The sequence below is a fragment of the bacterium genome (assembly GCA_036504735.1).
Lineage (GTDB): Bacteria > Electryoneota > RPQS01 > RPQS01 > RPQS01 > DASXUQ01.
Window position 1 is genome coordinate 123,463 of record DASXUQ010000017.1, and the last position, 24,783, is coordinate 148,245.

At 59.1% G+C, this 24,783-nt stretch carries 26 protein-coding genes; 18 read left to right on the forward strand and 8 right to left on the reverse strand.

The window, feature by feature from the left end:
* Positions 1-6: 6 nt before the first annotated feature.
* The 18 genes from VGL38_13185 to VGL38_13270 all read left to right on the forward strand — a co-directional run bounded on the left by VGL38_13185 (position 7) and on the right by VGL38_13270 (position 16,303).
* Positions 7-318: an EthD family reductase gene (locus VGL38_13185; protein ID HEY3296375.1), complete on the forward strand. Its 312-nt coding sequence runs from the start codon at positions 7-9 to the stop codon at positions 316-318.
* Positions 311-1,087 (forward strand): enoyl-CoA hydratase-related protein, encoded by a 777-nt coding sequence (locus tag VGL38_13190; GenBank protein HEY3296376.1) that lies wholly within the window; start codon positions 311-313, stop codon positions 1,085-1,087. Before VGL38_13185 ends, VGL38_13190 begins: the two co-directional genes overlap by 8 nt.
* Before the next feature lie 21 nt (positions 1,088-1,108).
* A complete protein-coding gene (locus tag VGL38_13195) occupies positions 1,109-1,894 on the forward strand; it encodes an enoyl-CoA hydratase-related protein (protein ID HEY3296377.1) in 786 nt (261 codons plus the stop codon).
* Between the two features lie 42 nt (positions 1,895-1,936).
* Complete coding sequence (locus VGL38_13200; GenBank protein ID HEY3296378.1) at positions 1,937-2,764, forward strand: Phenylacetic acid catabolic protein; 828 nt, start codon at positions 1,937-1,939, stop codon at positions 2,762-2,764.
* 2 nt (positions 2,765-2,766) lie between these two features.
* Positions 2,767-3,027: a hypothetical protein gene (locus VGL38_13205; GenBank protein HEY3296379.1), complete on the forward strand. Its 261-nt coding sequence runs from the start codon at positions 2,767-2,769 to the stop codon at positions 3,025-3,027.
* Positions 3,024-3,362, forward strand: coding sequence for a Rieske 2Fe-2S domain-containing protein (locus VGL38_13210; GenBank protein HEY3296380.1), 339 nt, complete (start codon positions 3,024-3,026; stop codon positions 3,360-3,362). Before VGL38_13205 ends, VGL38_13210 begins: the two co-directional genes overlap by 4 nt.
* Positions 3,352-3,951 carry a GNAT family protein gene (locus VGL38_13215; GenBank protein ID HEY3296381.1) on the forward strand — a complete coding sequence of 200 codons (600 nt, stop codon included), beginning with the start codon at positions 3,352-3,354 and terminating at the stop codon, positions 3,949-3,951. Before VGL38_13210 ends, VGL38_13215 begins: the two co-directional genes overlap by 11 nt.
* A gap of 34 nt (positions 3,952-3,985) precedes the next feature.
* Complete coding sequence (locus VGL38_13220) at positions 3,986-5,500, forward strand: aldehyde dehydrogenase family protein (GenBank protein ID HEY3296382.1); 1,515 nt, start codon at positions 3,986-3,988, stop codon at positions 5,498-5,500.
* A gap of 23 nt (positions 5,501-5,523) precedes the next feature.
* Complete coding sequence (locus VGL38_13225; GenBank protein HEY3296383.1) at positions 5,524-6,417, forward strand: NAD(P)H-binding protein; 894 nt, start codon at positions 5,524-5,526, stop codon at positions 6,415-6,417.
* Between the two features lie 69 nt (positions 6,418-6,486).
* A complete protein-coding gene (locus VGL38_13230; protein HEY3296384.1) occupies positions 6,487-8,934 on the forward strand; it encodes a heavy metal translocating P-type ATPase in 2,448 nt (815 codons plus the stop codon).
* Between the two features lie 3 nt (positions 8,935-8,937).
* Entirely contained in the window at positions 8,938-9,105 is a 168-nt protein-coding gene (ccoS, locus tag VGL38_13235) for a cbb3-type cytochrome oxidase assembly protein CcoS (protein ID HEY3296385.1), read from the forward strand.
* Positions 9,106-9,164: 59 nt separating this feature from the next.
* Positions 9,165-11,321, forward strand: coding sequence for a cytochrome-c oxidase, cbb3-type subunit I (gene ccoN / locus VGL38_13240; protein ID HEY3296386.1), 2,157 nt, complete (start codon positions 9,165-9,167; stop codon positions 11,319-11,321).
* On the forward strand, positions 11,318-11,527 hold the full coding sequence (locus VGL38_13245; protein ID HEY3296387.1) for a hypothetical protein: 210 nt from the start codon (positions 11,318-11,320) through the stop codon (positions 11,525-11,527). Before ccoN ends, VGL38_13245 begins: the two co-directional genes overlap by 4 nt.
* Positions 11,514-12,152 carry a cbb3-type cytochrome c oxidase N-terminal domain-containing protein gene (locus VGL38_13250; protein HEY3296388.1) on the forward strand — a complete coding sequence of 213 codons (639 nt, stop codon included), beginning with the start codon at positions 11,514-11,516 and terminating at the stop codon, positions 12,150-12,152. The genes VGL38_13245 and VGL38_13250 overlap by 14 nt, the downstream gene beginning before the upstream one ends.
* Positions 12,152-13,555 carry a cytochrome c oxidase accessory protein CcoG gene (gene ccoG, locus VGL38_13255; protein ID HEY3296389.1) on the forward strand — a complete coding sequence of 468 codons (1,404 nt, stop codon included), beginning with the start codon at positions 12,152-12,154 and terminating at the stop codon, positions 13,553-13,555. Before VGL38_13250 ends, ccoG begins: the two co-directional genes overlap by 1 nt.
* 4 nt (positions 13,556-13,559) lie before the next feature.
* A complete protein-coding gene (locus VGL38_13260) occupies positions 13,560-14,054 on the forward strand; it encodes a FixH family protein (protein HEY3296390.1) in 495 nt (164 codons plus the stop codon).
* Positions 14,055-14,735, forward strand: coding sequence for a sulfite exporter TauE/SafE family protein (locus VGL38_13265; protein HEY3296391.1), 681 nt, complete (start codon positions 14,055-14,057; stop codon positions 14,733-14,735). It abuts the gene before it with no gap.
* Between the two features lie 257 nt (positions 14,736-14,992).
* The gene (locus tag VGL38_13270) at positions 14,993-16,303 is read left to right on the forward strand and encodes a CHRD domain-containing protein (protein HEY3296392.1); all 1,311 of its coding nucleotides are present in this window, start codon (positions 14,993-14,995) and stop codon (positions 16,301-16,303) included.
* Positions 16,304-16,387: 84 nt separating this feature from the next.
* Here VGL38_13270 and VGL38_13275 read toward each other — a convergent pair whose 3' ends face one another.
* The 8 genes from VGL38_13275 to coxB form a co-directional block, all read right to left on the reverse strand.
* Positions 16,388-18,169 (reverse strand): T9SS type A sorting domain-containing protein, encoded by a 1,782-nt coding sequence (locus VGL38_13275; GenBank protein HEY3296393.1) that lies wholly within the window; start codon positions 18,167-18,169, stop codon positions 16,388-16,390.
* Positions 18,170-18,502: 333 nt separating this feature from the next.
* A complete protein-coding gene (locus VGL38_13280) occupies positions 18,503-19,303 on the reverse strand; it encodes a cytochrome c oxidase subunit 3 (GenBank protein HEY3296394.1) in 801 nt (266 codons plus the stop codon).
* 186 nt (positions 19,304-19,489) lie between these two features.
* Complete coding sequence (locus VGL38_13285) at positions 19,490-20,020, reverse strand: cytochrome c oxidase assembly protein (protein HEY3296395.1); 531 nt, start codon at positions 20,018-20,020, stop codon at positions 19,490-19,492.
* A 62-nt stretch (positions 20,021-20,082) separates the two neighbouring features.
* Positions 20,083-21,015, reverse strand: a complete 933-nt coding sequence (locus VGL38_13290; GenBank protein ID HEY3296396.1) for a heme o synthase — start codon at positions 21,013-21,015, stop codon at positions 20,083-20,085.
* Positions 20,981-22,024, reverse strand: a complete 1,044-nt coding sequence (locus VGL38_13295; protein ID HEY3296397.1) for a COX15/CtaA family protein — start codon at positions 22,022-22,024, stop codon at positions 20,981-20,983. The genes VGL38_13290 and VGL38_13295 overlap by 35 nt, the downstream gene beginning before the upstream one ends.
* A 193-nt stretch (positions 22,025-22,217) precedes the next feature.
* Positions 22,218-22,367: a hypothetical protein gene (locus tag VGL38_13300; GenBank protein HEY3296398.1), complete on the reverse strand. Its 150-nt coding sequence runs from the start codon at positions 22,365-22,367 to the stop codon at positions 22,218-22,220.
* A 1-nt stretch (position 22,368) separates the two neighbouring features.
* Positions 22,369-23,988 carry a cytochrome c oxidase subunit I gene (gene ctaD / locus VGL38_13305; protein HEY3296399.1) on the reverse strand — a complete coding sequence of 540 codons (1,620 nt, stop codon included), beginning with the start codon at positions 23,986-23,988 and terminating at the stop codon, positions 22,369-22,371.
* The gene (gene coxB / locus VGL38_13310; GenBank protein HEY3296400.1) at positions 23,989-24,735 is read right to left on the reverse strand and encodes a cytochrome c oxidase subunit II; all 747 of its coding nucleotides are present in this window, start codon (positions 24,733-24,735) and stop codon (positions 23,989-23,991) included. It abuts the gene before it with no gap.
* Positions 24,736-24,783: the final 48 nt, after the last annotated feature.

Genomic DNA, 24,783 nt, shown 5'->3' on the forward strand with positions numbered 1-24,783 from the left:
GGGTTTATGTACCAATTGATTGCGCTGTTTAAGCAGCCGGCGGATCCCGACGCCTTCGAACGCGCGTATCAGCGGGAGCATCTGCCGCTGGCGCGGAAAATCCCCGGCGTGATCTCCATCGAACTCTCCAAATTCACGCCCGGCAAAGACGGCCCCGCGCGCTACTATCAGATGTCCGTGCTGACCTTTGCCGACAAAGACGCCTTTAAGACGGCGATGAAGTCTCCCGAGAACGCCACGGCGGGCGCGAACCTCCAGGCCTTTGCGGCGGATCTTGTGGAGTTCTTCACGGCGGAGAAGGTTGCGGCGCATGAGTGACCCGCAATTCCTGCGTATCGAGCGCGCCGAATCCGTCGTAACAATCTTTCTCAACCGTCCCAAGCAGCTCAATGCGCTGAGTCTGGCGCTGATGGATGAGCTGGTGGCCGTGCTTAATGAGCTTGAAGCGGACGATGCGGTGCGCGCGGTGGTGCTGACAGGCAACGAGCGGGCCTTTGCCGCGGGTGCGGACATCGGCGACATGGCCGAAGCGACGCCTGTCACTATGCTGCAGCGCGACCAGTTTGCCAAATGGGACCGCATCCGCCGTTTCAAAAAGCCGCTGATTGCCGCCGTGTCGGGATTCGCGCTGGGGGGCGGCTGTGAGCTGGCCATGCTCTGTGACATGATTATCGCCTCCGAGAGCGCACAGTTCGCCCAACCGGAAATCAAGATTGGCGTGATGCCCGGCGCCGGAGGAACCCAGCGGCTGACGCGTGCCGTCGGCAAAGTCCGCGCAATGGAAATGGTGCTGACGGGTCGCCCGATTTCGGCAAAGGAGGCGCTGGCCGCCGGACTGGTCAATCGTGTGGTACCCATCGAGGTCTACCTTTCCGAAGCGCAGAAGCTGGCGCGGGAGATTGCGGCCATGCCACCTGTAGCGGTAAGGCTCGCCAAGGAATCGGTGCTCAAATGTTTTGATTCCTTCCTGCAGGACGGCCTCGAGTTCGAGCGCAAGAATTTCTATCTGCTCTTTTCCACCGAGGACCAGAAGGAAGGCATGGCGGCATTCTTGGAGAAGCGCGCGGCAGAGTACAAGGGACGGTAGAACCTGACAGGGGAGGCGAGCGTGGCGGACTTCGAGACAATCCTGTACGACAAAGGCGGCGCGGTGCTGACGATCACACTGAACCGCCCCGACCGCTACAACGCGCTCACGGAGCAGATGCATAAGGAACTGAGCGCGGCCTTAAAAGAAGCGGCGGCGGATCAGGGCGTGCGTGCAGTAATTCTCACCGGAGCGGGCAAGGCCTTTTGCAGCGGACAGGACCTGAAGGAGATCAAGGATCAGCCGGGCCGCAATCTGGGCGATTCGCTGCGCAAAAACTACAATCCGAATATTCTGCGCATCCGGCAGCTTGAAAAACCGGTGATTTGTGCGTTGAACGGCGTGGCGGCGGGCGCAGGGATGAGCGTTGCACTGGCCTGCGACGTGATTATCGCCGCCGAATCGGCAAGCATGATACAGTCCTTTGTCAATATCGGCCTGGTGCCGGATTCAGGTTCGACATGGTTCCTTGCGCAACAGGTCGGTTACTATCGCGCCTTCGAAATCACCTCCAGCGGTCGCAAATTGAACGCGGCGGAACTGAAGGAATTGGGATTAGTACACGAGGTGGTGTCCGAAACCAATCTGCTGCCCCGTGCGCGCGAACTTGCCGCGCATTACGCCGCCGCACCGACGAAGGCGATTGGTCTGATCAAGCGCGGCCTTCATCGCATGTTCACCTCCGACTTGCCCGCCGCGCTGGAGTATGAAGCTTACTTGCAGGAGATCGCGTCGCAATCGGAAGATTACCGCGAGGGCGTCGTGGCCTTCAACGAAAAGCGCAAGGCGGTGTTCAAGGGCGCGTGAGGCATAGTCGAACGATTAATCATAAGATTACAGGAGCACATCATGACGGACCAGGAAAAGGATCAGCGAATAGTCGAAAAGGTCTCGCGCGGGGACACGGTCAACAGCCCCGACGAGATGAGTGAAGGCTATAAGCAGAGTCTATCGCATTTGATGCTCATGCAGGCGGATTCGGAATTGGCGGGGGCGTTCGGTTACGTGCCGTGGATCATGAAAGCGATCTCCACCAAGGAGATGCTGACCGTCTCGGCCATCACCCACGATGAAGTGCGGCACGCGCGGGTCATGTATCAACTGCTCGAAGAACTGGGCGTGGACGTCGAATCACGCGTCAAGCAGTTCGATTACACGCTGCGGGTCGGCGACGAGATCGAACTGGGCACGACCCGTCCGGCCACCGATCAGCGCGTGAATATCTTCTATTATCCGATTCCCACGTGGTACGATTTCATCATGTTCAACGTGCTGCAGGATCGTGGCGCGGGACACCAGTTGCAGGATGCGACGGAGAGTTCCTACGGGCCGTGGCGCGCAGTGATGGAAGGCATCATGAAGGAAGAAGAGATGCACATCGCGCACGGCGACTACTGGCTGAAGCGGCTGGGACGCGACCCTAAACACAAGGAAGCGACGCAGGAAGCGCTCGACCGCTGGTTCCCCCGCGTGATGAACGTCTTCGGCAGACCTAACAGTCCGCGCAATGCGACCTATCGCAAGTATGGCCTGAAGAAACGCGACAATCATGAAGTGCGCATGACGTTTGCCAAGGAAGTATTCGGCGTGGTCGACGAAGCCGGACTGAAGCATCCGGTGTGGGACGCTCCCGCGGATTGGGAAAAATTGCCGGCCGATGGCGTGGTGGCGGGGTAAACATGTCCAAGAAGAAGATCACCCGCGAAACCACCGTCGCCGAAATCCTCGCCGTCAATCCGGCGCTGATCGAAGTGTTCGACGACTGGGGTTTGCACCTCGTGCCGTCCACCGCCGTGGCGATGAATGCTCCGCTTTACAAGGCGGCCTCGTGGCATGCGATCCGCGACGCGGACAGGCTGGTGGCCGAACTCAATTCCAAACTGCACCAGGACCCGCACCAGACCGTTTTGAACACCAACGGGCATAACGGCCACACATGAGCGATGTGCCGTTCCGCAAAGTCTGCCGTGTCGAGGATGTCCCCGATGGCCGGGGAATCACCGTGCAGCTCGATAATAGTGAGCTGGCAATCTTCCGCGACAAGGAGAAACTCTGGTGCACCGAAGGCCGCTGCCCGCACGCCTTCGAACTGATGAGCAAGGCGGTGCTCGAAAACGGCACGGTGGAATGCCTTGCGCACCACTATTGCTATGAACTGACGTCAGGCAAGGCCATCAAACCTATACCCGGCGCGGCATTTCTGAAGCTCTACCCGCTGAAAGTGGAAGACGGCGACGTGCTGGTTGCCTTCGAAGGAGGCGACGATGAGTGGTGATCGCATCGAAGGCAAACGGTTGCGCCTGCGTCCGGCGAGACGCGAGGATATTCCCGTCCTTTATGAATGGTACCGCGATCCCAAACTGATGTCGCTCTATGACGGCATCGCTTTCTCCGCCGAAAGCCTCGACACGTTCCGCGATCAATACGGCTTCTGGCTGGACAACGACGTGGACTTCGGTCTCGCCGGATCTTTCATCATGGAATTGCTCGAGACGGGCCGCGCTATCGGCGAATGCTCGTGGATGATGGTGGACCGCACCGGACCGGACAGCCCCGGCATCTATCAAATCGGTGGTTTGATTGGTCCGCCCGAACTGCGCGGCAAGGGCCTCGGCACCGAAGCGCTGCGGCTGCTGCGCGATTTTCTGTTTGCCGAACAGGACGCGCACCGCCTTGAAGCGCTGACCGTGGCCTTCAACACCGGCGCGATGAAGACGCTGCATCACAACGGCTTTGTGCGCGAAGGCGTGCTGCGGGAGGCCGTGATGGTGGACGGTCAGTGGCGCGACCGCGTCATCTTTTCCCTGCTCCGGCGGGAATGGGAGAGCGGCGCGGCTCCTCAGACCGATTTCCCGGCCGATTAAGCGATTCATATTCCCTAAACCTATTCGAGATTTTATGACCACCTTAACACCGATTCAAGAAAAAAAAGCTACCGATACCGTCTATTCCAATCTGATCGGCGGCAAGCGCGTTCCGGCCAAATCAGGGCGAACGCTTCCCATTACCAACCCCGCCACGGGAGAATCCCTCGGCACGTGTCCGGCCTCGGATGCGGCGGATGTGGATGCCGCGGTGAAGGTCGCGCGCAATGCGCTCGATGGCAAGTGGGGACGCATGGCGCCCGGCCAGCGCACCAAACTGCTGTTTCGCGCCGCGCAGCTCCTCGATGAGCGCGCCGCCGAACTGGCCGAGATCGAAAGCCGCAACAACGGCAAAGTCGTAGCCCATGTGATGGGCGAAATCAAGCAGGCGGTGGAGGATCTGGAGTTCTTTGCCGGCGCGGTGACCAAGGTCAGCGGCTCGGTTCCTCCCCTGCACGGCGCGTTCTTCGGCTATACGGTCAAAGAGCCGGTCGGCGTGGTTGGCGCCATCACGCCGTGGAACTACCCGCTGATGCTCGAAGTGTGGAAGCTTGCCCCCGCCCTCGCTGCCGGTTGCACGGTGGTGCTCAAGCCTTCCGAACTCACACCCATCACGGCCAATCTGCTGGCGGAGATTCTGCTTGAAGCGGGAATCCCCGAGGGCGTGGTAAATGTGGTGCACGGTCTCGGCGCGGAAGCCGGCGCGGCGCTGGTATCCCACCCGGATGTGGACAAGATCACCTTCACCGGCGGCACCGTGACGGGCCGGGCGATCATGCGCGAGGCCGCGGCCACCATGAAACGGCTCACGCTGGAACTGGGCGGCAAATCTCCCGCCATCGTGTGTGAAGACGCCGTGTTCGAAGATGCGCTCTACGGCTCGCTCTTTTCCATCTTCTATTCGGCGGGGCAATCCTGCGAAGCCCGCAGCCGCATTTACGTCCACGAATCCATCTACGACAAGTTCGTGGACCGCTTCGTGTCCGCGGCGCAGGCGCTGAAGGTCGGCGATCCGATGGACAAGGCCACGCACATCGGCGCGCTGGTGTCTCCCGAACGCATGGCCTTGATGGATTCCTTTGTGGAAGCGGCCAGGCGCGACGGCGGCAGGATTCTGACCGGCGGACACCGCCTTACCGAAGGCCCGCTGGCTCGTGGCAACTTTTATGCGCCGACCGTCATCGACAATTTGCCGGAGAGCAGCCGCTGCGTGCAGGAGGAGATCTTCGGCCCTATCGCCGTCATTTCCAAATGGACAAATGACGAGGAAGTCATCGGTATGGCCAACGGCGTTATCTACGGCCTCGCTGCCGCGGTGTGGACGCAAAACCTGAACCGCGCCCAGAAATTCGTTCGCGCCATCCGGTCGGGAATCGTGGCGGTAAACACCTTTGCCACGGCGTTGCCCGGTCTGCCTTTCGGCGGCTACAAGCAATCCGGTTTCGGCAGAGAACTGTCTCTGGAAACCATGGAAGCCTATCTGGAAACCAAGACCGTGTTGATCGGAGCCAGCGGCAAGCCGGTGAATCCGTTCGGTCTAAAAGCGTAATCCAAAATCATACTGGAGTTCTTATGTATGCCATTATTGGGGCCACCGGCAATACCGGACGCGTCATTGTGGAGGAGTTGCTTTCTCATGGGCAGAAGGTGCGAGCCATTGCCCGCAATGCTGATCATCTCAAAGCACTGTCCGCCAAAGGGGCGGAGGCATTTGTCGGGTCGGTAGATGACGATGAGGCCATGACTCGCGCCTTCACCGGCGCGACGGCGGTGTATGCGATGATTCCGCCAAACTACGCCGCGCCGGGCGGATTTCGCGCCTACCAGAATGAAGCCGCCAATGTGATCGCCACGGCCATCGAGCGCACGGGGGTGAAGTATGTGGTGGTCCTGTCCAGCATCGGCGCGGAACACGCGGAGCACACCGGCCCGGTCAAGGGCCTGCACGATTTCGAGCAGCGCCTGAGTAAACTGTCCGGCGTGAACGTGCTCTTTTTGCGGCCGACGTTCTTCATGGAAAATACTCTGGCCAATATCGGTCTCATCAAGCAGATGGGCATCAACGGCGGGGCGGTCAAGGCGGACCTGCCGATTGCCATGATTGCCGCGCGCGACGTCGGCATGTACGCCGCCAAGCGTCTGCTGGCCCTCGACTTCTCCGGCAAGACCGTACAGGACCTGCTGGGTCCGCGCGAGATTACCTGGACCGAAGCGACGCGGATCATCGGCGACGCCATTGGCAAGCCGGAACTGCGTTACGTGCAGTTTCCTTATGACGACGCGGTGAATGGCATGGTCTCGATGGGACTGCCCCGGCAGATCGCTGAACTGTTCATCGAACTCAGCCGCGCGGCCAATGATGGACTGATTGTGCCTTCGAAGCCGCGCTCTCCCGAGAGCACGACGCCCACGCCGTTCGAACAGTTTGTTGAAGAAGAATTCGCGCCGGCAATCATGCGGCCCTAAGCACTTTTCTCACCGCGCGCCTCCGCGTCGGGATCTCCGGTTTTATCTTCGCTCACGTCGTTCCTTTCCATGTCTGTTATCGCTTCATCAGTGTCCGACGGCTTCACCGCGGTGCGCGTTTCCTGCGCGCACTGCGGCTTGCCCGTGCCCGCCGCTCGGCGGTCTGTCAGCCGTGACGAGCAGTTTTGCTGCACGGGCTGCGAAGCCGTGTGGCAAATTTTGCATGAGTGCGACCTGACCGAGTATTACCGGCTGCGTGACGCTTATGGCGAAGACTCTCCCCGCGCCGCACACATCAGCGGCAAATCCTTTGACTATCTGGACGATCCGCACTTCCTCGCCCGCTTCGCCTCGCCGCGCGACAAGGGCGGTGTCCGCGTGGAATTTTATCTTGAAGGCGTGCATTGCATCGCCTGCAGTTGGCTGGTGGAGAAAATTCTGCTGGAACGCGAAGGCGCGCGTTTTGCACGGCTGGATCAGGGCAAGGCCACGCTTGAAGTGATCTTCGACCCGCTGACGGTCAAACTCAGCCGTCTGGCCACGGCGCTGGACCGCATAGGCTATACGCCGCACGCCATTGCCGAGGATGATCTCTCCTCCGCGCGCAAAAAAGAAACGCGCCGTCTGCTGGCCCGCATGGGTATTGCCGGAGCCTCGGCGATGAACATCATGCTGCTGGCCATTTCCCAGTACGGCGGCGACTACACGGGTATGGACGCCGGAATCTCCGCGCTCTTCCGCTGGGTAAGTTTCGGCCTGGCGCTCCCTGCCGTGCTCTATTCAGCCTTCCCCTACTATCGCGGGGCGTGGAGCGGACTGCGGCGGCGAATGCTGCACATGGACCTGCCCATCAGTCTCGGCATTGTTTCCGCGTTTCTGGTCAGTGCTGTGGCAACATTTCAAAATCGCGGTGAAGTTTATTATGACAGCGTCTGCATGCTCATCTTCCTGCTGCTGGCAGGGCGGTTGCTTTTGCAGCGCGCAGGCCGCTGGGCCTCCGATGCCGGGGAGCGGTTGCTGGCGTTGACGCCACGCACGGTGCACGTGCTGACAGAAAATGGACTGCAAGACACGCTGCTGGCCGAGGTCGGCCCCGGTGCATCGCTCCGCATTCTTCCCGGCGAAATCGTGCCGGTGGACGGCACGGTGCAGAGCGCAAGCGGCTGGACGCGGGAGTCTCACCTGACGGGAGAAGCCGCGCCGGTAAAACATGTTCAGGGTGAGCTGGTGTATGCCGGTTCAGTGGTTGAGCAGTCGCCGCTGGATATCTGCGCAACTGCCGTAGGCGAGACCACGCGGCTTTCACGGCTGGCCGCCATGATGCAGGATGCCGCACAGCGCCGCGCACCGATCCTCTCCCTGATGGATCGTATCGCCGGCTATTTCGTTGCGGGCGTGCTCATCCTCGCGGGCTTGACGGCGCTGGTATGGGCGTTCAAAGACCCATCCAAAATTCTTTGGAACACCGCCGCGATGCTGGTGGTGGCCTGCCCCTGCGCGCTCGGGTTGGCGACGCCTGTCGCGCTGGCCGTAGCTATGGGCCGCGCGGCGCGTCGGGGAATCTTCATTAAAGGCCATGACGGCGTGGAGCGTCTCGCTTCGGTCGATCATGTGATTCTTGACAAGACCGGGACACTGACCGAAGGCAGACTTTCCGTTGTTGACGCGCGTTTTGCCGGCGGCAGCACGGAAGCCGGGATTCTGAAAGCGGTCGCTGCGCTGGAAAAGCTCTCGGGCCATGCTATCGCCACGGCCTTTCAGGAAATCGAAACCTCCGACAGCCGCGTGGAGGCCTGCCATGTGCATCCCGGCGCGGGGGTAGAGGGGGATGTGGATGGCGTCCGTTACGCCGTCGGCTCCGAAACCTTTGTGCGCCGTCATGTGCCGGCAATTCCCGCCGCGCTGTCCGCCTTTGCCGCCGAATGTGCTGCCCGTGCCTTAAGCGTGGTCTGGGTCGCCCGGGGAAGCGAAGTTGTTGCCGTGCTCGGTTTGGGAGACCGCATCCACAGCGACGCCCGCGCTGCCGTCGAACGTGCCCGTTCTCTGAACCTTGAGCTGGAAATTCTCTCCGGAGATCAACCGCAATCGGTGGCACATGTCGCCGCGGAGTTGCATATTAGCCAGTGTGCCGGGCACGTTTCACCGGAACAGAAGCTGGAGCATGTGGAGAACCTGCTGCGACAGGGGCACCGCGTGGCGATGGTGGGGGATGGGGTCAATGACGCCGCCGCCCTCAGCCGCGCCACGGTGGGCATTTCCGCTGCGGGCTCTGCCGAAGTCGCGCGCGATGCGGCTGATGTGTTTATCTCCGCACACCGTGGACCGGCGGCCATTGCCGACGCCTTGAGCCTCTCACGCCGCGCCATGAGCGTCATCCGCCTCAATCTGGCGATTGCCGTCGCCTACAATCTTTTCGGCGCTGCGCTGGCGATCACCGGCCATGTCGGCCCGCTGGTTGCCGCGATCCTGATGCCGATTTCCTCGCTGACCGTCCTCTTAATTGCGAGCCGGGCCTGACCCATGAATATCATCTACCTGCTTCTGCCTCTCGCCCTCGGACTCGCCCTCGTCTTTGTTCTCTTTTACCTCTGGGCAGCCCGCCACGACCAATTCGACGACCTCGAATCGCCGGCCCGCCGTATCCTGTTCGACGATACTCCTCCACCGCAAAAATCTACAAAAAAATAATTCAGTGATCATCGCGCTATGACAAACATCTGTCCCCTTTCGGATGGGGAGGCTCGGGAATGACATCACAAGGCTCCCCCTCTCTCGAAACCTTTGCTTATGATGACGCCATCACCCGCAAGTTCACCCTTGCCGCCCTCGTGTGGGGCGTGGTGGGCATGGCAGCGGGCATCATTGTCGCCGCCGAACTGGCTTTCTATCAACTGAACGGCGGCATTCCGTGGCTCACCTTTGGCCGCATGCGCCCGATTCACACCAATGCGATCATCTTCGCGTTCGCCATGAATGCGATCTTCGCCGCGGTGTACTATTCGACGCAGCGGCTCCTGAAGACGCGCATGGCGTCAGATCTTCTTTCCCGCATCCATTTCTGGGGATGGCAGGTCATCATCGTGCTCGCGGCGGTATCGCTCTCGTTGGGACTCACCAGTTCCAAGGAATACGCCGAACTCGAGTGGCCGATTGATATCCTGATTGCCGGCGTGTGGGTCATTTTCGGCATCAATTTCTTTATGACCATAGCGAGGCGGCGGGAACGGCATCTGTACGTCGCACTCTGGTTCTACATCGCCACCATTGTCACCATTGCCCTGCTGCACATCGTCAATAATTTGGAAATTCCGGTCAACTGGATCAAAAGTTATTCGTTGTACGCGGGAGTGCAGGATGCGGTTACACAGTGGTGGTATGGCCACAATGCGGTGGGATTCGTGCTTACCACGCCGTTCATCGGTATGATGTATTACTTCCTGCCCAAAGCGGCGGGGCGTCCGGTGTACAGCTACCGTTTGTCCGTCGTGCACTTCTGGGCGCTGGTATTTGTTTACATCTGGGCCGGCCCGCACCACCTGCATTACACGTCGCTGCCCGACTGGGCGCAGACGCTGGGCATGGTCTTCAGCCTTGTGCTCTGGATTCCTTCCTGGGGCGGCATGCTGAACGGTCTTCTGACTCTGCGCGGCGCATGGGATAAGGTGCGCGAAGATCCGATTTTGAAGTTCATGGCCGTGGCGGTCACCTTTTACGGCATGTCGACCTTCGAAGGTCCGATGATGGCCATCAAGTCGGTGAACTCCCTGACCCACTACACCGACTACACCATCGCTCATGTGCATGCCGGCACGCTCGGCTGGGTGGGCTTCATGGTCTTCGGCGTCTTCTATTACATGATTCCCCGCCTCTGGCGCCGGCCGCTGTTCTCGCAGAAAATGGCCAACACTCATTTCTGGATCGCCACCATCGGCATCCTGCTCTACATTATTCCCATCTGGACGGCGGGTATTATGCAGGGGCTTATGTGGCGCGGTTTCGACGCCGATGGCATGCTGCTCTATCCCAACTTTATCGAGACCACGCAGAAAATTCTGCCCTTTTATCATCTGCGGTTGCTGGGCGGTCTGCTTTATCTTTCCGGCTTCTTTGTGATGCTCTACAACCTGCGCAAGACCTGCGCCGGAGCCACAGACCTCTCGGATGAGCGCGCGCAGGCGCCGTCGCTGGCCGTGCAGGCCGCGCCGCAACTGGGTCCGCGCACGAGCTGGCATCATTTGCTGACCGGACAGCCCCTTGCCTTTACCATGTTTGCGCTGATTGTCGCGACCATCGGCGGTGTGGTGGAAATCGCGCCCATGCTCATGCCCAAGAGCTATGTGCCCTTGTATGCGTCCGCTGCGGTGCCGTATACCCCGCTGGAACTGGAAGGCCGCGACATCTATATCCGCGACGGCTGCAATAATTGCCATTCGCAACAGATTCGTCCCATGCGCGACGAAGTGCTGCGCTACGGTGACTATTCCAAGCCGGGAGAGTCGGAATTCGACCATCCCTTCCTGTGGGGTTCGCGCCGCATCGGACCGGACCTTGCGCGCGTCGGCGGCAAATATCCCGACAACTGGCACTACCTGCACTTCCAGAATCCCCGCGCCACAACGCCCGGTTCCATTATGCCGGCCTACCCGTGGTTCTTCAAGAACAAGCTGAACACGGAAAGCACCGTCGACAAGCTGAATGTCATGCGCCGCCTCGGCGTACCCTATACGGATGACGACGTGAAGAACGCCTTGCCGGACCTGCACAATCAGGCCGCACAGATCGGCGCGAGACTTGCTGCCGAAGGCTACACCGGCATGGAAGACAAGGAGCTGGTGGCGCTGATTGCGTACCTGCAACGGCTGGGCAAGGTGCCGCCGCCGCATTTCGTCGCGGAGCGCCCATGATTCACGATGTCTTCAGCCACCTTGGATCGGTCTGGCCGCGCGTCGGCCTGCTGATCTTCCTGCTCTTTTTCGCAGTCGTACTGGCGTGGACGCTGCGCGGCGGACGCCACCGCTTCGACTATGAACGCAGTCTGCCGCTGGATGACGGACTGCAACCCCAGAACGCTGATTCCGACTCGCAGAGGATTTCCCATGAGCAAGGATAAACACACACCCGCCGATCACGCGCAGGACGACCGCGTGCTGCCGGATCATGATTACGATGGCATCCGCGAAGAGGACAACTCGCTGCCCAAATGGTGGGTGGGCCTGTTCTTTCTCCTCATTCTCTTTTCGCTGGTCTACATTCCCGTTGTGCATGTGCTCGATATTCTGCCGCGCGGCGAGTTGCAGAGGTCCGTAGCCCTCGCCGCGCGCGTGCAGGAACAGCGGCAACTTGCGCTCGAAGCCTCCGGTGCGCTGGATAAAGACCCGGTCGCGGCTGGACAGAAATATTTCAAGACCTTCTGCATCAACTGCCACGGTGCCTACGGTGAAGGTGGTCTCTGTCCGAACCTCACCGATGCCTATTGGATTCATACGCCCTATGCCGACAGCATTCGCATGGTCATTACCAATGGTGTGGCGGCCAAAGGCATGCCGACGTGGGGACCGGTGCTCGGTGACCGCAAGATCAAGTGCCTCGCCGCCTATGTGGGCACGCTCTATCTCAAGCCGCCGCCGGTTCCCGGCAAGAAGGCCGAGGGCATCGAGTATGATCTGGCCGCCATTCGCGCATCCGAAGGAACGAAACTTGCCGTAGCCGCCGATACGACTGCAAAGAAGAACTGATGGACTCTCATGCACTGCATCCACCGGACCTGTCGGTGACCATCGGTGAACATGGCCGCCGCAAATGGGTCTATTCCGACGTCGCTCATGGCCGCTTCACCCGCGCGCGTACCATTCTCTACAGCGTGCTCGTGCTGTTCTATGTTGCGGCGCCGTGGCTTTCGATTGCCGGTCAGCCCTTTCTACGGTTTGACATCCCTGCTCGCCGCTACAGCATTATCGGTATGACGTTTGTCCCCACCGACCTGTATCTGCTCGCGCTCTTTCTGCTTCTGGCCGCACTGGGAATGTTCTTTTTTTCCGCGCTGCTGGGGCGGCTGTGGTGCGGTTGGACCTGTCCGCAAACGGTTTACCTTGACGGCGTATTCCGCCGCATCGAACGCTGGATCGAAGGCACGCCGCTACAGCGCCGCAAACTGGATAATGGCCCGCATGATGATACCTACTGGGCAAAGAAGCTTGCCAAGCACACGCTGTTCGGTGCGTTCTCGCTGTTTCTCTCGCTCAGTTTCACCGCCTATTTTGTTGGGCCGCAGGCCAGTTTCGGCATGGTGCTGGGATCCGTGGCGGGACATTCTGCGGCGCTTATCACGGCGCTGATTATTGCCGCGGCATCCTACGCCAACTTCGCCTGGTTTCGCGAGCAGTTCTGCACCTTCCTCTGTCCCTATGCCCGCTTCCAATCGGTCATGCTGGATGACCACTCGCTGATTGTCGGGTATGATCCCCAGCGCGGCGAGCCGCGCGGCATGCTGCGCCCCACCGATCTGGCCAGTCGCGGCGATTGCATCGACTGCAAGCGTTGTGTGCAGGTCTGCCCCACGGGAATTGACATTCGCGACGGCCTGCAGTTGGAATGCATCAGTTGCACCGCCTGCATTGATGCCTGCGATACCGTGATGGACCGCATCGGCAAACCGCGCGGTCTGGTACGTTATGATTCCCTCGCGGGAATTGCCCGCAAGCCCCGCCGCGTCATCCGTGCCCGGGTACTGCTCTACGCGGTGGTGATGGCGGTACTGCTCGTGGGCTTCATCACCCGCCTTTCCAGTCGCGAAGCAGTGGCGCTGACGGTAGCGCGCGCGCCGGGATTGCCCTACCTTGCGCAAAATGACGGCAAGGTGCGCAACACCTTTAACCTTTACATCACCAACACCGAAGCCCATTCGGAAACCGTCACGGTCTCTGTCATCGGCCCTGCGGGGGTGGACCTGCTTGTTCCCGGCCAGCCCTTTGAAGTGGGTGGGGGAGAGCGCATCAACGCCGAAGCCTTTGTAATGCTTCCGGCGGCGCAAATCCGTTCATCGGAAACTCCCCTCACCTTCCGCCTGACGCAGGGGGACAACTTGTTAAGCACGCAGCCCGCCGTATTTCTTGGCCCCATTCACTCGACGGCAAAATAGACTTATGACTCCACGCTCTTTTCGTATTCGCTTTTGGCCGACCGGCCTGCTGATGTCCTTTACCGCCTTCATCGCCGTGGATGTCGCTTTCGTCACTACGGCCTTCCGCCATCAGCCGCAGATGGTCAGTGAGCATTACTATGCGGACGGCTTCAATTTACGGCAGATCGCCGAACGCAAAGCCGCCACGGATGCCACCGGCTGGGCCGTGCACGCACGCTGCCTTCCCGCAACGGAGTCGGAGAGTCCGCTGGTGGAACTGAACGTCACCGGGCGTGACGGTCTGCCCTGCGATTCTCTTGCAGGCACAGCCAGCTTCTACCGTCCCAGTGACAAATCGCTGGACATCCAGCCGCTCCCCTTGCGCTTCATGGGCACAGGCCGTTACTTCGTTGTGCTTCCGCACCCGCTTGCCCACGGTGGATGGCAGGTGGTGGCGCACCTGGCGCGCGGCTCTCAGCAATCGGACATGCGGCTCAATCTGTTTGCGGAGAACTAAGTGGACGCTGCGCTTGCTCCTGATCTGGCCGCTGCCTTTGCCACGGGGTTGCTGAGTTCTTTGCATTGCATCGGCATGTGCGGGCCGCTGGCCTCTCTCGGCTGCCGTGCAGGCCTCTCGCGTTCTTCCATAATCGCGCCGCTGCTTTTTGTTTCCGGCAAAATTGTCAGTTATTCCGTGCTTGGCTTGCTGGCAGGCTTCGCCGGTGCGGTGCTTATTGGTACGAACCTGCTTGGGAAGGCTACAGCGATTGCCTCTCTGGCTGGCGGTGCGCTGATGCTGATCATTCTGGCGCTGAACCATTTCCAGGTCAGCTCTCGCCATCTTACCCGGCTCTCGGCGGGGATTGCCAAAAGTTCGTTGAAAACGGGCCGCCGCGCCCCTCTGTATCTGGGGATCGCGGCGGCGCTCTTGCCGTGCGGTCTGCTCTATGCCATGGTCGCGCGCAGTGCCGCCGCCGGAGCGCCGCTGGCCGGAATGACCCTCATGCAGGCTTTCGGACTGGGTACCTCTCCGGCTCTGATAGGCGTGGGCACTCTGCTACGCCTGATTCCGCCGCGCTGGAGCAGGTTCGGAAGCATCGCCGCGGAAATCGTCATGGCCCTCACCGCTCTCATTCTCCTCTGGCGCGGCATCGCCGGCTTTACCATGACTCCCGTGCATCACTCCTGCTGCCCCTAAGTTGACTTCGGCAGTCGAACGCATGAACAGGCCTCGCAATCTTGCGAGGCCTTTGCCTTTAGTCTGCCCGGCTGTTTCTGCGCATTATCCTCTCGCGCTCTATCCGTGCCTTGTAACTCCCGGGCACACCCGGAATCTCGGAACCGCGCTTCTCTGCCCAGCGAATAAGAAGAGTATCTTCCCGACGCGCAGCCGCGCGCGGCAGGCTATGGTTCTGATAGAATGTGATTCATGTATTAAGAAGAGAGGATGTTACGATGCGTATCAGGAACCTGCTTTTGCTCGCCATTTTGACGTGCGCACTTTCGCTCCCGGCACTGGCCTCGCGGTTCTTCACCGCCCATCTAACCGGCTCGCAGGAAACACCGCCCAACGCCTCACCGGCCGCGGGCAACGCAACATTCTTTCTGGATGACACGGGCGACAGCCTCCATTTCAATTTGGCTTGGAGCGGGCTTACGGGTACGTTCACGGCGACACACATTCACCATGCCCCTCCGGGTGTGCCCGGGGCAATCGTCTTCAGCTTGGTTCCATTTGTTCAGGGCAACACTGCCATCGGTGCATGGGCTATTCCCGAGTCCAGCAAAACGGACCTCCGCGCGGGTAATCTCTATGTCAATGTGCATTCTTCCGTGTTCCCCGCCGGAGAGATTCGTGGCCAAATTCTGTCCGGCGCCGACACGGCTCAGTTCGAGAACGATGAAGTTGGACGGGGATACTGCATCCACCTGCAATCTGATACCTCGGCCCCGTCGGTCATTCGCCTGATCGGTGTGAGAAGTGGACAGCGTCCGGTGGTTACGATCCGTCTTGGCTGTCTGTTCAACGGCACGCCCTGTGATACGGTCAACGATGAAGGCGGCGGCATCGATACCAGTTGCACCCCTGCCACCCAGTTTGTGCTCTCGCCCGATTGGGTCTTCGCCGACAGCGTCTTTACGCGGACCATAACCGGTGACGGCTGTGTCTGTGTCACCCTTGACCAGATCCTGCCCGTGGAGTTCGGGCGTCTGACTGCGGAGGTAGAGGGCAACTCGGTGGCCCTGAACTGGAATACCGCATCGGAAAGCAACCTGAACTACTTCGAGGTCTCGCGGAATGTCGTCGGCCACGATCAGGCTATTCTGCTCGGCCGGGTCAACGCCAGCAACACGCCGACAGGAAGCACTTACCGTTACCTCGATGAACATGCCATTGCCGGTGTCACCTATCGCTACACCTTAAGCGTCGTGGATATGTCCGGGGCAAGCACCACACTGGCGAGTGTGAATGCCACTCCCGGCGGAAGCGCCACAGAGGTCACCAGCTATGCCCTCTATCCGAACTACCCCAATCCCTTCAACCCGTCGACCCAGATCAACTTCGATCTGAAGGAAAACGGCACGGTGATGCTCACCGTGTACGATTTGCTGGGCCGCCACGTGGCCGATCTGGTCAACGCTGCCATGGCGGCGGGGCATCATTCGGTGGCTTTCGCCGGCGCCAGCCTGCCCAGCGGCGTCTATGTCTATCGTCTCGAGGTTAACGGCTTCACAGACCAGAAGAAGATGGTGCTTCTGAAGTAATATCACCGGCGCTGCGTTGTCATAAGAAGAGCGGACCTTTCGGGGTCCGCTCTTCTGTCATCCTGCTGTTTCAACCGCCAAAACCTATTTCAGCAACAGCACCTTCTGTTGGGCGATCTGGTCTGCCGCCTGCAGCCTCACCACATACACCCCGCTGGCCACGTTGACCGGATTCCACATCGCGCGGTGCTCTCCGGCGCTGACGCTGGAGTTTACCAAATCCGCAATATGCCGCCCCAGCACATCATAGACTGCAAGCCGCACGTAGCCTGCCGCCGGCAGACTGTACCGGATGTTTGTCGATGCGTTGAAGGGATTCGGATACGCTGCGTCCAGCATAAAGTTCTGCGCGGGTTTGGCCGCTGGCTCGGCACTGAGTTGCCCTTGGTACACGGTCAGCAGGTGGTTGATCTGAGAGGGTACCACATCGGAGAGCTGCGGATACTCTTCGGGAGTCATTACGGCGCCGCTTGCGAAGTAAATCCGCAAATCGTAGTGCCCATCCTCATTCAGCACGAAATAGTTGTTGAACCCGTCCCGAGCCACGTTGGAGTAATTGAGTTCAGACACCTTCAAAAGGGTAGACCCGCTGTGCGGATAGACTTCGACACGCGTGTGCCAGCGGTCCTTCTCCCCGTTTGGGCCAAGAACATTCACTTCCAGCCGATTGGAATGATGGATCAGGTCGTTGCGGAACAACCGGTCAGGCAGGTCCTGCTGAGCGAGATAGAGATCAAGGTCCCCGTCCCTATCGTAATCCGCCCACAGAGGAAAGCCATCTGCGGCAAAATCCATCCCGAGTTCCGGCGCAATATCCGTGAAGTAAATATCCATACCATTCAGGCTGTCCATCCGGAAAAATTGATTTGCCGCCTGACCATCTCCACAGCCGCCCGGACGCGCGGCATAGAAGTCCATGTCTCCGTCCATGTCATAGTCCGCCACGGCATACCGTGCTCCGTACGGGAAGCCTCCCCAACTGCCGGTCGTCGTGCCGTGCACCGTCATTTCGGTAAAGGTTCCGTCGTGGTTGTTGTGCCAGATGCTGTGATAATTGGTGCCGGGAGTCAAGAGATCAGGATACTTGTCATCGTCAAAGTCTACCCAAGCGCAGCCGAAGTCCGAAGGTATCCCGGCCAACCCGGCGGCTGCGGTTGAATCCCGAAAGACTCCGTCGCCCACGTTTATGTACAGGTGATTGGCCCCACCAATCGTCGTGGTATACAGGTCAATATTGTGGTCCAGGTTGATGTCGCTCTCGATGAAGAATGCGCCCCAATCAAGATTCGGCAACTGCGACCTTGCTGTGACATCCGTAAAGTGATTATTCCCGTTATTCAGATACAAAGCCCAGGAATCACTGAACTCCAGCATCAGATCCATCCATCCATCATGGTTGATATCCAGCCAGGTGGGACGGGTTCCGCCGTAACGGGGTGTGATCCCCAGTTCTTCTGTGCGATTCACATAAGTGCCGTTTTCATTGACCAGCAGACGGATGTGCGAACTGTAGCAGTCAATATACACATCGTAGTCGCCGTCGTGATCGAAGTCCATCGGCACGCAAGTTCCGGCATCCGCGTCTGAAGGCAGACCAATATCCGTCAGTCCGGTAAAATGATCGCCGTCGTTACGAAATAACATGCTGGGTTCAAAAAAACGATGGGTTCGCAGGAGGTCCAAGTCTCCATCGCCGTCATAATCATACCAGAATACTCCTCCGCACGACCCGGTCTGATTCAACCCCAGTTCCGGAGCCACGTCCACAAAGGCCGGCTGGGCCAGTGCGGTTGTCGCCCACAAACACACGACCAATGCGCCGATCCAGAGCCCTGCCGCAGTGCATAGCTTAGTAGTGCTTTTCATGTTCGCCTCCCGTGATGGTATTCAGGCCCGATGTCTTTTCGGATACTGCGGTCTTGCCGCACATTCACCGTCTACTGCCTTCCGCCAACTACCATCTGCAATTTTACTACCAAATTCCTCGAAAGTCAATAATCGGGATGTTCCTGTCCGGATTCTTCATTTCAACATAACATGCTGATAATATGAGGCTGGCGTACCACTGCCGGCAATCATGCAGGAAAGGTGCTGTATCCTATCGTCCAAAGGCCCTGGTGTGCCTCCCCGCAACATCCACAAAAAAACCGGTGGTTGATCGCTCAACCACCGGTCTCCCGCCTTGCCCGCCTGGACAACTCAAAATAGATAGATCGTAAAGAAGAGAAAGATCCAAATCAGATCGACGAAATGCCAGTACCACGTCGCGGCGATGAAGCTGAAATGCCGCTTCGGATCAAAATGCCCCAGCCGCAGCCGGATCCATACTAGCATGAGAAAAATCAGCCCCACGGTCACATGCAGCCCGTGGAACCCGGTCATCGAGTAGAAGGATGTTCCATACGTGCCGCTGGTCTGGGTAAACTTGTCGTAGACTTTCAAAAAGCCCCAATCATATCCCTGAAAGCCTAAGAAGACGACGCCCAGCACAATGGTGAGCAGCACCAGCCAGCTCGCCGCGCGGCGCTTGTCGCGCAACAAGGCCGTATGTGCCCACTGCATCGTGGCGGAGCTGAACATCAGGATCAGCGTAGCTATCGCCGGCAGATGCGTCGCCAACTTGGGCGCGCCCTGGGGCGGCCACTGCGCCGCGTGAAACCGCGCGTAGTAATGGTGCGCAAACAGCGCTCCAAAGATCGCCGATTCCGATGCCAGAAAGAGCAGCACCCCCATGCGCAGGCCGCGATCCTCCTGCATTACATTGGGAATATGCTCCATCTCGCCGATCATGTGATTCGCCCAGCCCATCAGGCAGATCACCGTCGCCAGTCCCGAGAAGACGAGCAGTCCCGTGCCCCAGGACCCGGCCCACAATTCCATCAGCAGCCCAAGCGCCAGAAATCCTAAGGCGATTGCCAGTGCGAACGGCCAGAGACTCGGCGGAGTCACATGGGCGCTCCCCTGATCGCCCTTATCGGCTGAAACCGAAGACATCGCCATCAGTGGTATCTTTCCGTCGAAGGTGATGTATTGAATCCGTAATGTCTGAGGTACAGACTGCCCCAAGTGGCCATGCCCAGCATGATCGCCACCAGTATCCACACCAGCGTGCGGTTCTTCTTTCTCGTCTGAGAGTCGGGCAGGTTTAGAGTCTGACTATGCATCGCGCTTCCTCATTGCCATCCTTCACTTCGTAGCCTCGGCCACATTGGGAACTTTCCGCCCTGTCTGCATGTCTTCGCGTTTCTTTTCGAACAGCGTGTAGTTGATGGTCACCTGTTGCACCGAAGAATCCAAATCGGCGGAGATCACCGAAATCACCGGAAAGACCTTTTCTTCGCGCGGTCCGAGAGCCTGATCGTCGAAGCAGAAGCATTTCATCATCGTGAACTTCTTGGCCGCGTCCTCCGGCAGCACCGAATGCACGGGACGGAAGTACACGCTGTCGTCCGACATATTGACAAAGTGATATTCGTTGTTGAACCGCTGCCCGGCCTTCACCGTCTGAATGGCGTACTTCGGACGGAAATAGACCGGCAGCTTGCCCGCCACCACACCCGTAAACAGGACTTCAATCTCGCGCCCGTTACTGCTTTCCTTCACGTTGGACAGCGGCGAGATGGCAAACCCCAGCTTCTGGCACACCATGCGGAACAAAGGCACCTGCGCAAAGGCAAAGCCGAACATCGCCAATAGAAACGGCACAATTACCAGCAAGGCCAGCTTCCTGTTCCGCCTTTTCAGAGTATGGATATCGTTCATAAGATCATCACTAAAACCTATCCTATAGCCTTGTCCACCATCAGCGCCACAAACAGCGACATCAGGTAGACAATCGAATACTTGAACAGACCCCAGGCCTCAGCCGCCTCGCCCTGCCGCCAGATGCGGAAGGCTTTCCAGGCAAAGGTGCCGCCGAGTCCCAGTGCCGATACAAGGTAGAATCCTCCCGCGCCCAGCCACATCAGCCCAAGGCTCAGGGCCAGCAGCCACAGCGTGTAGATGAAAATTTGTTTGCGGGTTTCGTCATCGCCCTTCACCACCGGCAGCATCGGCATCCGCACCGTCTCATAATCGCGTTTCAAACACAGTGCCAGCGACCAGAAATGTGGTGGAGTCCACAAGAAGATGATTCCGAACAGCAGCCAAGCCGTCACGCTCACCTCTCCCGTCGCCGCTGCCCATGCAATAATCGGCGCCATGGCTCCCGCCGCTCCGCCGATCACGATATTCAAATGGGTGCGCGGCTTCAGCCAGAGTGTGTAATAGAGGCTGTAGAAGAGAATGGTCGCCGCCGCCAGTCCCGCCGCGAGCCAGTTGAACATCAGCCCGAAGATCGCCACGGAAGAAATGCCGATCGTCAACGCAAAGGCTAACGCTTCATTCGGCGTCACCTTGCCCAGCGGCAGCGGTCGCTTGCGCCGCGTACGGCTCATCCGGGCGTCGATCTCCCGTTCGAAGTACTGGTTCAGAGCGTTGGCCGAACCGCCTGCAAGCTCCAGCCCCAAAATGATCGCCGCGAACTTCAACGGTTCGTGCAACAGACTTCCTTCCATCACCACCGCCGTTGCCCCGGTCAGCACCACCAGCAGCATGATTTCCGGCTTGGTGAGCTGCGCCAGATCCAGCAGTTTCGTCAGCAGGGCCCGCAGCGAGAAGGCCATGCCGGGATTCGATTCAATCAGTTGCTGAGGGAGAATATGCTGCTTCATGTGTGATCATCAGTAGTATTACAAATAGAGTTAGTCCCGTAGCCAGATGCGCCAGTGACATCCAGAAGGGCGCCTTCATCATCAGAGTGCCAATGCCGAGCAGCATCTGCAACGCCAGGATCGTCGCCGCGCCGCGCAAAGCAATCCGCCCGCGCGCGCTCAAAGGCACCTTCGCGCCGCGAATAATCAGCGCCACCACATGCGCCGCCACGACCCACGCCAGCCAGCGATGCACAAACTGGATAAATACCTGGTTCTGCACCACGTTCAAAATTCCCGGCTGAAACCAGTCCGCCCACAGCAGATGTCCCGGCGGAATCAAAAACCCGCCCATGCTCGGCCACGTGTTCAGAATCAAACCCGCCCCCGTCCCCGCCATCAATCCACCGAACAAAATCTGCAAATACGCCGTGCCCGTGGTGATCCACGAAAGACGCCGCAGCCGCTTGCGCTCCACCGGCGCCGTCAGCGGATCTATCGACAACCGCAGCGTCGCCCACAGCAAAACTCCCAAGAACACAAAGGCCGTTCCGAGGTGCGCGGCCACCATCGCCGCCTGCAAATCGCTCTTGACCACAATCCCGCCGAGCCCCGCCTGCACAAACAAAATCACCGCCGCCGGAACCAGGAGTCCCCGCACTCCGGGCCAAACGCCCTTTTGCCGAATGGCCTTTACTAAGACAATCAGAAAGCCAATGACCACCAGTGCCGCCAGCAGGCGATGCATATACTCGATGGCAAACATCGTCTTGAACGTGCTCAGTCCCAGATCTTGCACGTTGTACTGCCCGCTGGACCGCGCCACTTCCTGAGCATAGGTCTGATACACGGCCTGCCAGCCGCTCTCCGTCATGGGCGGCAAGAGACTGCCGTTGATAATCGGCCAATCCGGAATCGACAGTCCCGATCCCGATAGCCGGACCACTCCGCCCCACAGAATCAGCACGGAGGAAAGAATACACAGAAACAGCAGCCACGACGCTAATTTCCGCGCCGCACTCCTGGTCACCCCTGCCTCCCTAACTGCTTCCACGTGCCGATCATACGGTAAACTGTGCTCCATGTGCGTGCCTCACTATAAGGTTCATGAATATTCGAACTCTGCCGCGGTGTCGGCTGCTCGCAGCCGGCCCTTGTTGCGTCGCCGCGTGGGGTGTCTTTACCCCGCGCGTACTCATCCCGCTCTCATCTGCCGGGTATCTTTACCATACAAACACCAGCGCAAACTCTCCCAGTTGCTTCGTGCCTTCGGTAAACTTTCCATGCACAGCCACCACGGTGTGCGCTTCCCGCACGATGCGTTTATCTATCTGAACATCCACCTTTGGCTTCTGGCGTTTGCCTTTCAGCATTTCAGCCTCGTGCCGTTTCAATCCGTTGTCCTTCCACTTCCGGCAACTCTTCGAAATTTTCCTTGGGCGGCGGGCTGGAGGTGCGCCATTCGAAGGTTCCTTGCACCGCTTCCGCGCCCCACGGGTCATTGCCCGCCCGAGCGCCCTTGCGCAGCGAGCGGATCAGATTAATCACAAACAGCACCCCCGCCGCCAGAATCAGCAGATAGCCATAAGACTCCAGCCTGTTCAGTGGCTCGAATTCGGGACGGTAGGTGTATACACGCCGCGGCATACCCATAATCCCCAGCCAGTGCATCGGCAGAAACGTGACATTCATCCCGATGTAGGTCAGCCAGAAGGTCCACTTCCCGAGCTTTTCCGACATCATTTTGCCGGTCATCTTGGGAAACCAGAAAAAGGTCGCCGCGATCAGTGCCATCAGCGAGCCGCCGAAAAGGACATAGTGAATATGCCCCACCACAAAATAGGTGTCTTCCATCTGCACGTCCACCGGCACGTTGGCCAGGAAAATGCCGCTGATCCCGCCCATCACAAACAGCGACACGAAGCCCATCGCAAACAGCATCGCCGTGGTGAAGCGGAGCTTACCGCCCCACATCGTCGCCAGCCACGAGAAGACTTTGATTCCCGTCGGCACGGCAATCAACATACTCATAAAGGCGAAAAACATCCTCAGCCCGGGGGCCATACCGGTCACGAACATATGATGGCCCCACACCAGGAAGCCAATGAACCCGATGCCCACCGTGGCGAAGACCATTCCCTTGTAGCCGAACAGCTTCTTGCCCGAAAATGCCGCCACCACCTGACTGATGGCGCCGAATCCCGGCAGAATCATAATGTACACCGCCGGATGGGAATAGAACCAGAACAGATGCTGATACAGCAACGGGTCGCCGCCCAGTGCCGGTTGGAAAAATCCGGTACCGAAGTGCCGGTCTAAGAGCGACATCAGCAGCACGCCCGCCAGCACCGGCGAGGCGATCAAAATCATCGCCGCGTTGACTTCCCACGTCCACACGAACAGCGGCATCTGCATCATCTTCATGCCCGGTGCCCGCATGTTGTGGATCGTCACAATGAAGTTGATGGAGCCGAGAATGGACGCTAAGCTGCCGAGCTGTACCGCCAGAATCCACATATCCACGCCCGGAGTTCCGCTGAACTGATGAGAGGATAGCGGCTGATAGGCCGTCCAGCCCGCCGCCATCGCGCCCCCCTGCACGAAAAACGCGGCAAAAGCCAGCACGCCCGCGGGAATCAGCAGCCAGAAACTGAACGCGTTGAGTCTCGGAAACGCCATATCGCGTGCGCCGATCAGCAGCGGCACAAAGTAATTGCCGAAGCCCGTCATCGCCGGAATCATCACAAAAAAGATCATCAGCGTCCCGTGCATCGACATGATCTGATTGTACATCTCCGGATGCAGAAACTTCGCGTTCGCCGAGGACAATTGCAGCCGCAAAAGCCCCGCAAACAGGCCGGCCACAATCACCATCAGCACCACATACCACAGGTACATGATGCCGATGTCCTTGTGATCGGTCGAGGCCAGCCAGTCCAGGAGCCCCCGGCGAGAACGTGGAACCGGCAAAGGTTCGGATACAACGGCACTCATCTATGGTTCCCTCGAGGTTGAGGTTGCGGACGCTCCGGTCGTATCGGCGGGCATCCGCGCTTTGATCCAGTTGTCGAAATCTGCTTGCGGAAGGACGTTCACATCAATCAGCATCTCGCCGTGCAGCGTGCCGCACAGTTCGGCGCACTGCCCCTTGTAGCGGCCTTCCCGCGCACTAAACCAGGCGTGGGAAATCCGCCCCGGATTGGCATCCTGCTTGACGCCGAATGCGGGCACCCACCACGCGTGAATCACGTCTACGCTGGTCGCGTTGATCGTCACCACTTTATTCGCCGGAACCACCAGCGGCTCATTTGAGATGATCACCCCATAGCGCGGATAACGGTATTCCCAGAAGAACTGGTGGCCGATCACCTCCACGACGAGGTCGCTTTTCGGCGGCACTTCCATCTTCACCAGCACAGAGTAAGCCGGGATCGCCACCAGAATCAAGGTCAACACCGGAATCGCGGTCCACACGAACTCCAGTTTCGGATTCTCGTGCCATGTGGCCGCCGCATGCCCGAGCGAGGCCCGGAACTTGAAGATCACCAGTACCAGCACTATCTGCGGAATTAGCAAAAAAGGCAGAGTGAGCCAGAAGTTGTTCCAAAAGTCCGCCCGCACTGCCTCTGCCAACGGCGTCACCGGATTCTGCAGCCAGTTGGTGATCGGCGCATCGGCCAGTGCCGCGCCGCAGGCCGCCAGCATCGCCAGAGACGTAAGTGGGAAAAGGTACTTTCTCATGAGTTTTGCCTGACAAGACCCATTCACAGGTGACCTATTCAGATAACT

Excerpts from the sequence above, each read along its gene's own strand:
- VGL38_13280 (HEY3296394.1), bottom strand. The coding sequence starts at position 19,303 with ATGGCGATGTCTTCGGTTTCAGCCGATAAGGGCGATCAGGGGAGCGCC.
- VGL38_13210 (HEY3296380.1), top strand. The coding sequence starts at position 3,024 with ATGAGCGATGTGCCGTTCCGCAAAGTCTGCCGTGTCGAGGATGTCCCC.
- VGL38_13220 (HEY3296382.1), top strand. The coding sequence starts at position 3,986 with ATGACCACCTTAACACCGATTCAAGAAAAAAAAGCTACCGATACCGTC.
- VGL38_13200 (HEY3296378.1), top strand. The coding sequence starts at position 1,937 with ATGACGGACCAGGAAAAGGATCAGCGAATAGTCGAAAAGGTCTCGCGC.
- VGL38_13230 (HEY3296384.1), top strand. The coding sequence starts at position 6,487 with ATGTCTGTTATCGCTTCATCAGTGTCCGACGGCTTCACCGCGGTGCGC.
- ccoS (HEY3296385.1), top strand. The coding sequence starts at position 8,938 with ATGAATATCATCTACCTGCTTCTGCCTCTCGCCCTCGGACTCGCCCTC.
- VGL38_13190 (HEY3296376.1), top strand. The coding sequence starts at position 311 with ATGAGTGACCCGCAATTCCTGCGTATCGAGCGCGCCGAATCCGTCGTA.
- VGL38_13250 (HEY3296388.1), top strand. The coding sequence starts at position 11,514 with ATGAGCAAGGATAAACACACACCCGCCGATCACGCGCAGGACGACCGC.
- VGL38_13290 (HEY3296396.1), bottom strand. The coding sequence starts at position 21,015 with ATGAAGCAGCATATTCTCCCTCAGCAACTGATTGAATCGAATCCCGGC.
- VGL38_13245 (HEY3296387.1), top strand. The coding sequence starts at position 11,318 with ATGATTCACGATGTCTTCAGCCACCTTGGATCGGTCTGGCCGCGCGTC.
- VGL38_13205 (HEY3296379.1), top strand. The coding sequence starts at position 2,767 with ATGTCCAAGAAGAAGATCACCCGCGAAACCACCGTCGCCGAAATCCTC.
- ctaD (HEY3296399.1), bottom strand. The coding sequence starts at position 23,988 with ATGAGTGCCGTTGTATCCGAACCTTTGCCGGTTCCACGTTCTCGCCGG.
- ccoN (HEY3296386.1), top strand. The coding sequence starts at position 9,165 with ATGACATCACAAGGCTCCCCCTCTCTCGAAACCTTTGCTTATGATGAC.
- VGL38_13275 (HEY3296393.1), bottom strand. The coding sequence starts at position 18,169 with ATGAAAAGCACTACTAAGCTATGCACTGCGGCAGGGCTCTGGATCGGC.
- VGL38_13260 (HEY3296390.1), top strand. The coding sequence starts at position 13,560 with ATGACTCCACGCTCTTTTCGTATTCGCTTTTGGCCGACCGGCCTGCTG.
- VGL38_13270 (HEY3296392.1), top strand. The coding sequence starts at position 14,993 with ATGCGTATCAGGAACCTGCTTTTGCTCGCCATTTTGACGTGCGCACTT.
- VGL38_13225 (HEY3296383.1), top strand. The coding sequence starts at position 5,524 with ATGTATGCCATTATTGGGGCCACCGGCAATACCGGACGCGTCATTGTG.
- coxB (HEY3296400.1), bottom strand. The coding sequence starts at position 24,735 with ATGAGAAAGTACCTTTTCCCACTTACGTCTCTGGCGATGCTGGCGGCC.
- VGL38_13185 (HEY3296375.1), top strand. The coding sequence starts at position 7 with ATGTACCAATTGATTGCGCTGTTTAAGCAGCCGGCGGATCCCGACGCC.
- VGL38_13300 (HEY3296398.1), bottom strand. The coding sequence starts at position 22,367 with ATGCTGAAAGGCAAACGCCAGAAGCCAAAGGTGGATGTTCAGATAGAT.
- VGL38_13215 (HEY3296381.1), top strand. The coding sequence starts at position 3,352 with ATGAGTGGTGATCGCATCGAAGGCAAACGGTTGCGCCTGCGTCCGGCG.
- ccoG (HEY3296389.1), top strand. The coding sequence starts at position 12,152 with ATGGACTCTCATGCACTGCATCCACCGGACCTGTCGGTGACCATCGGT.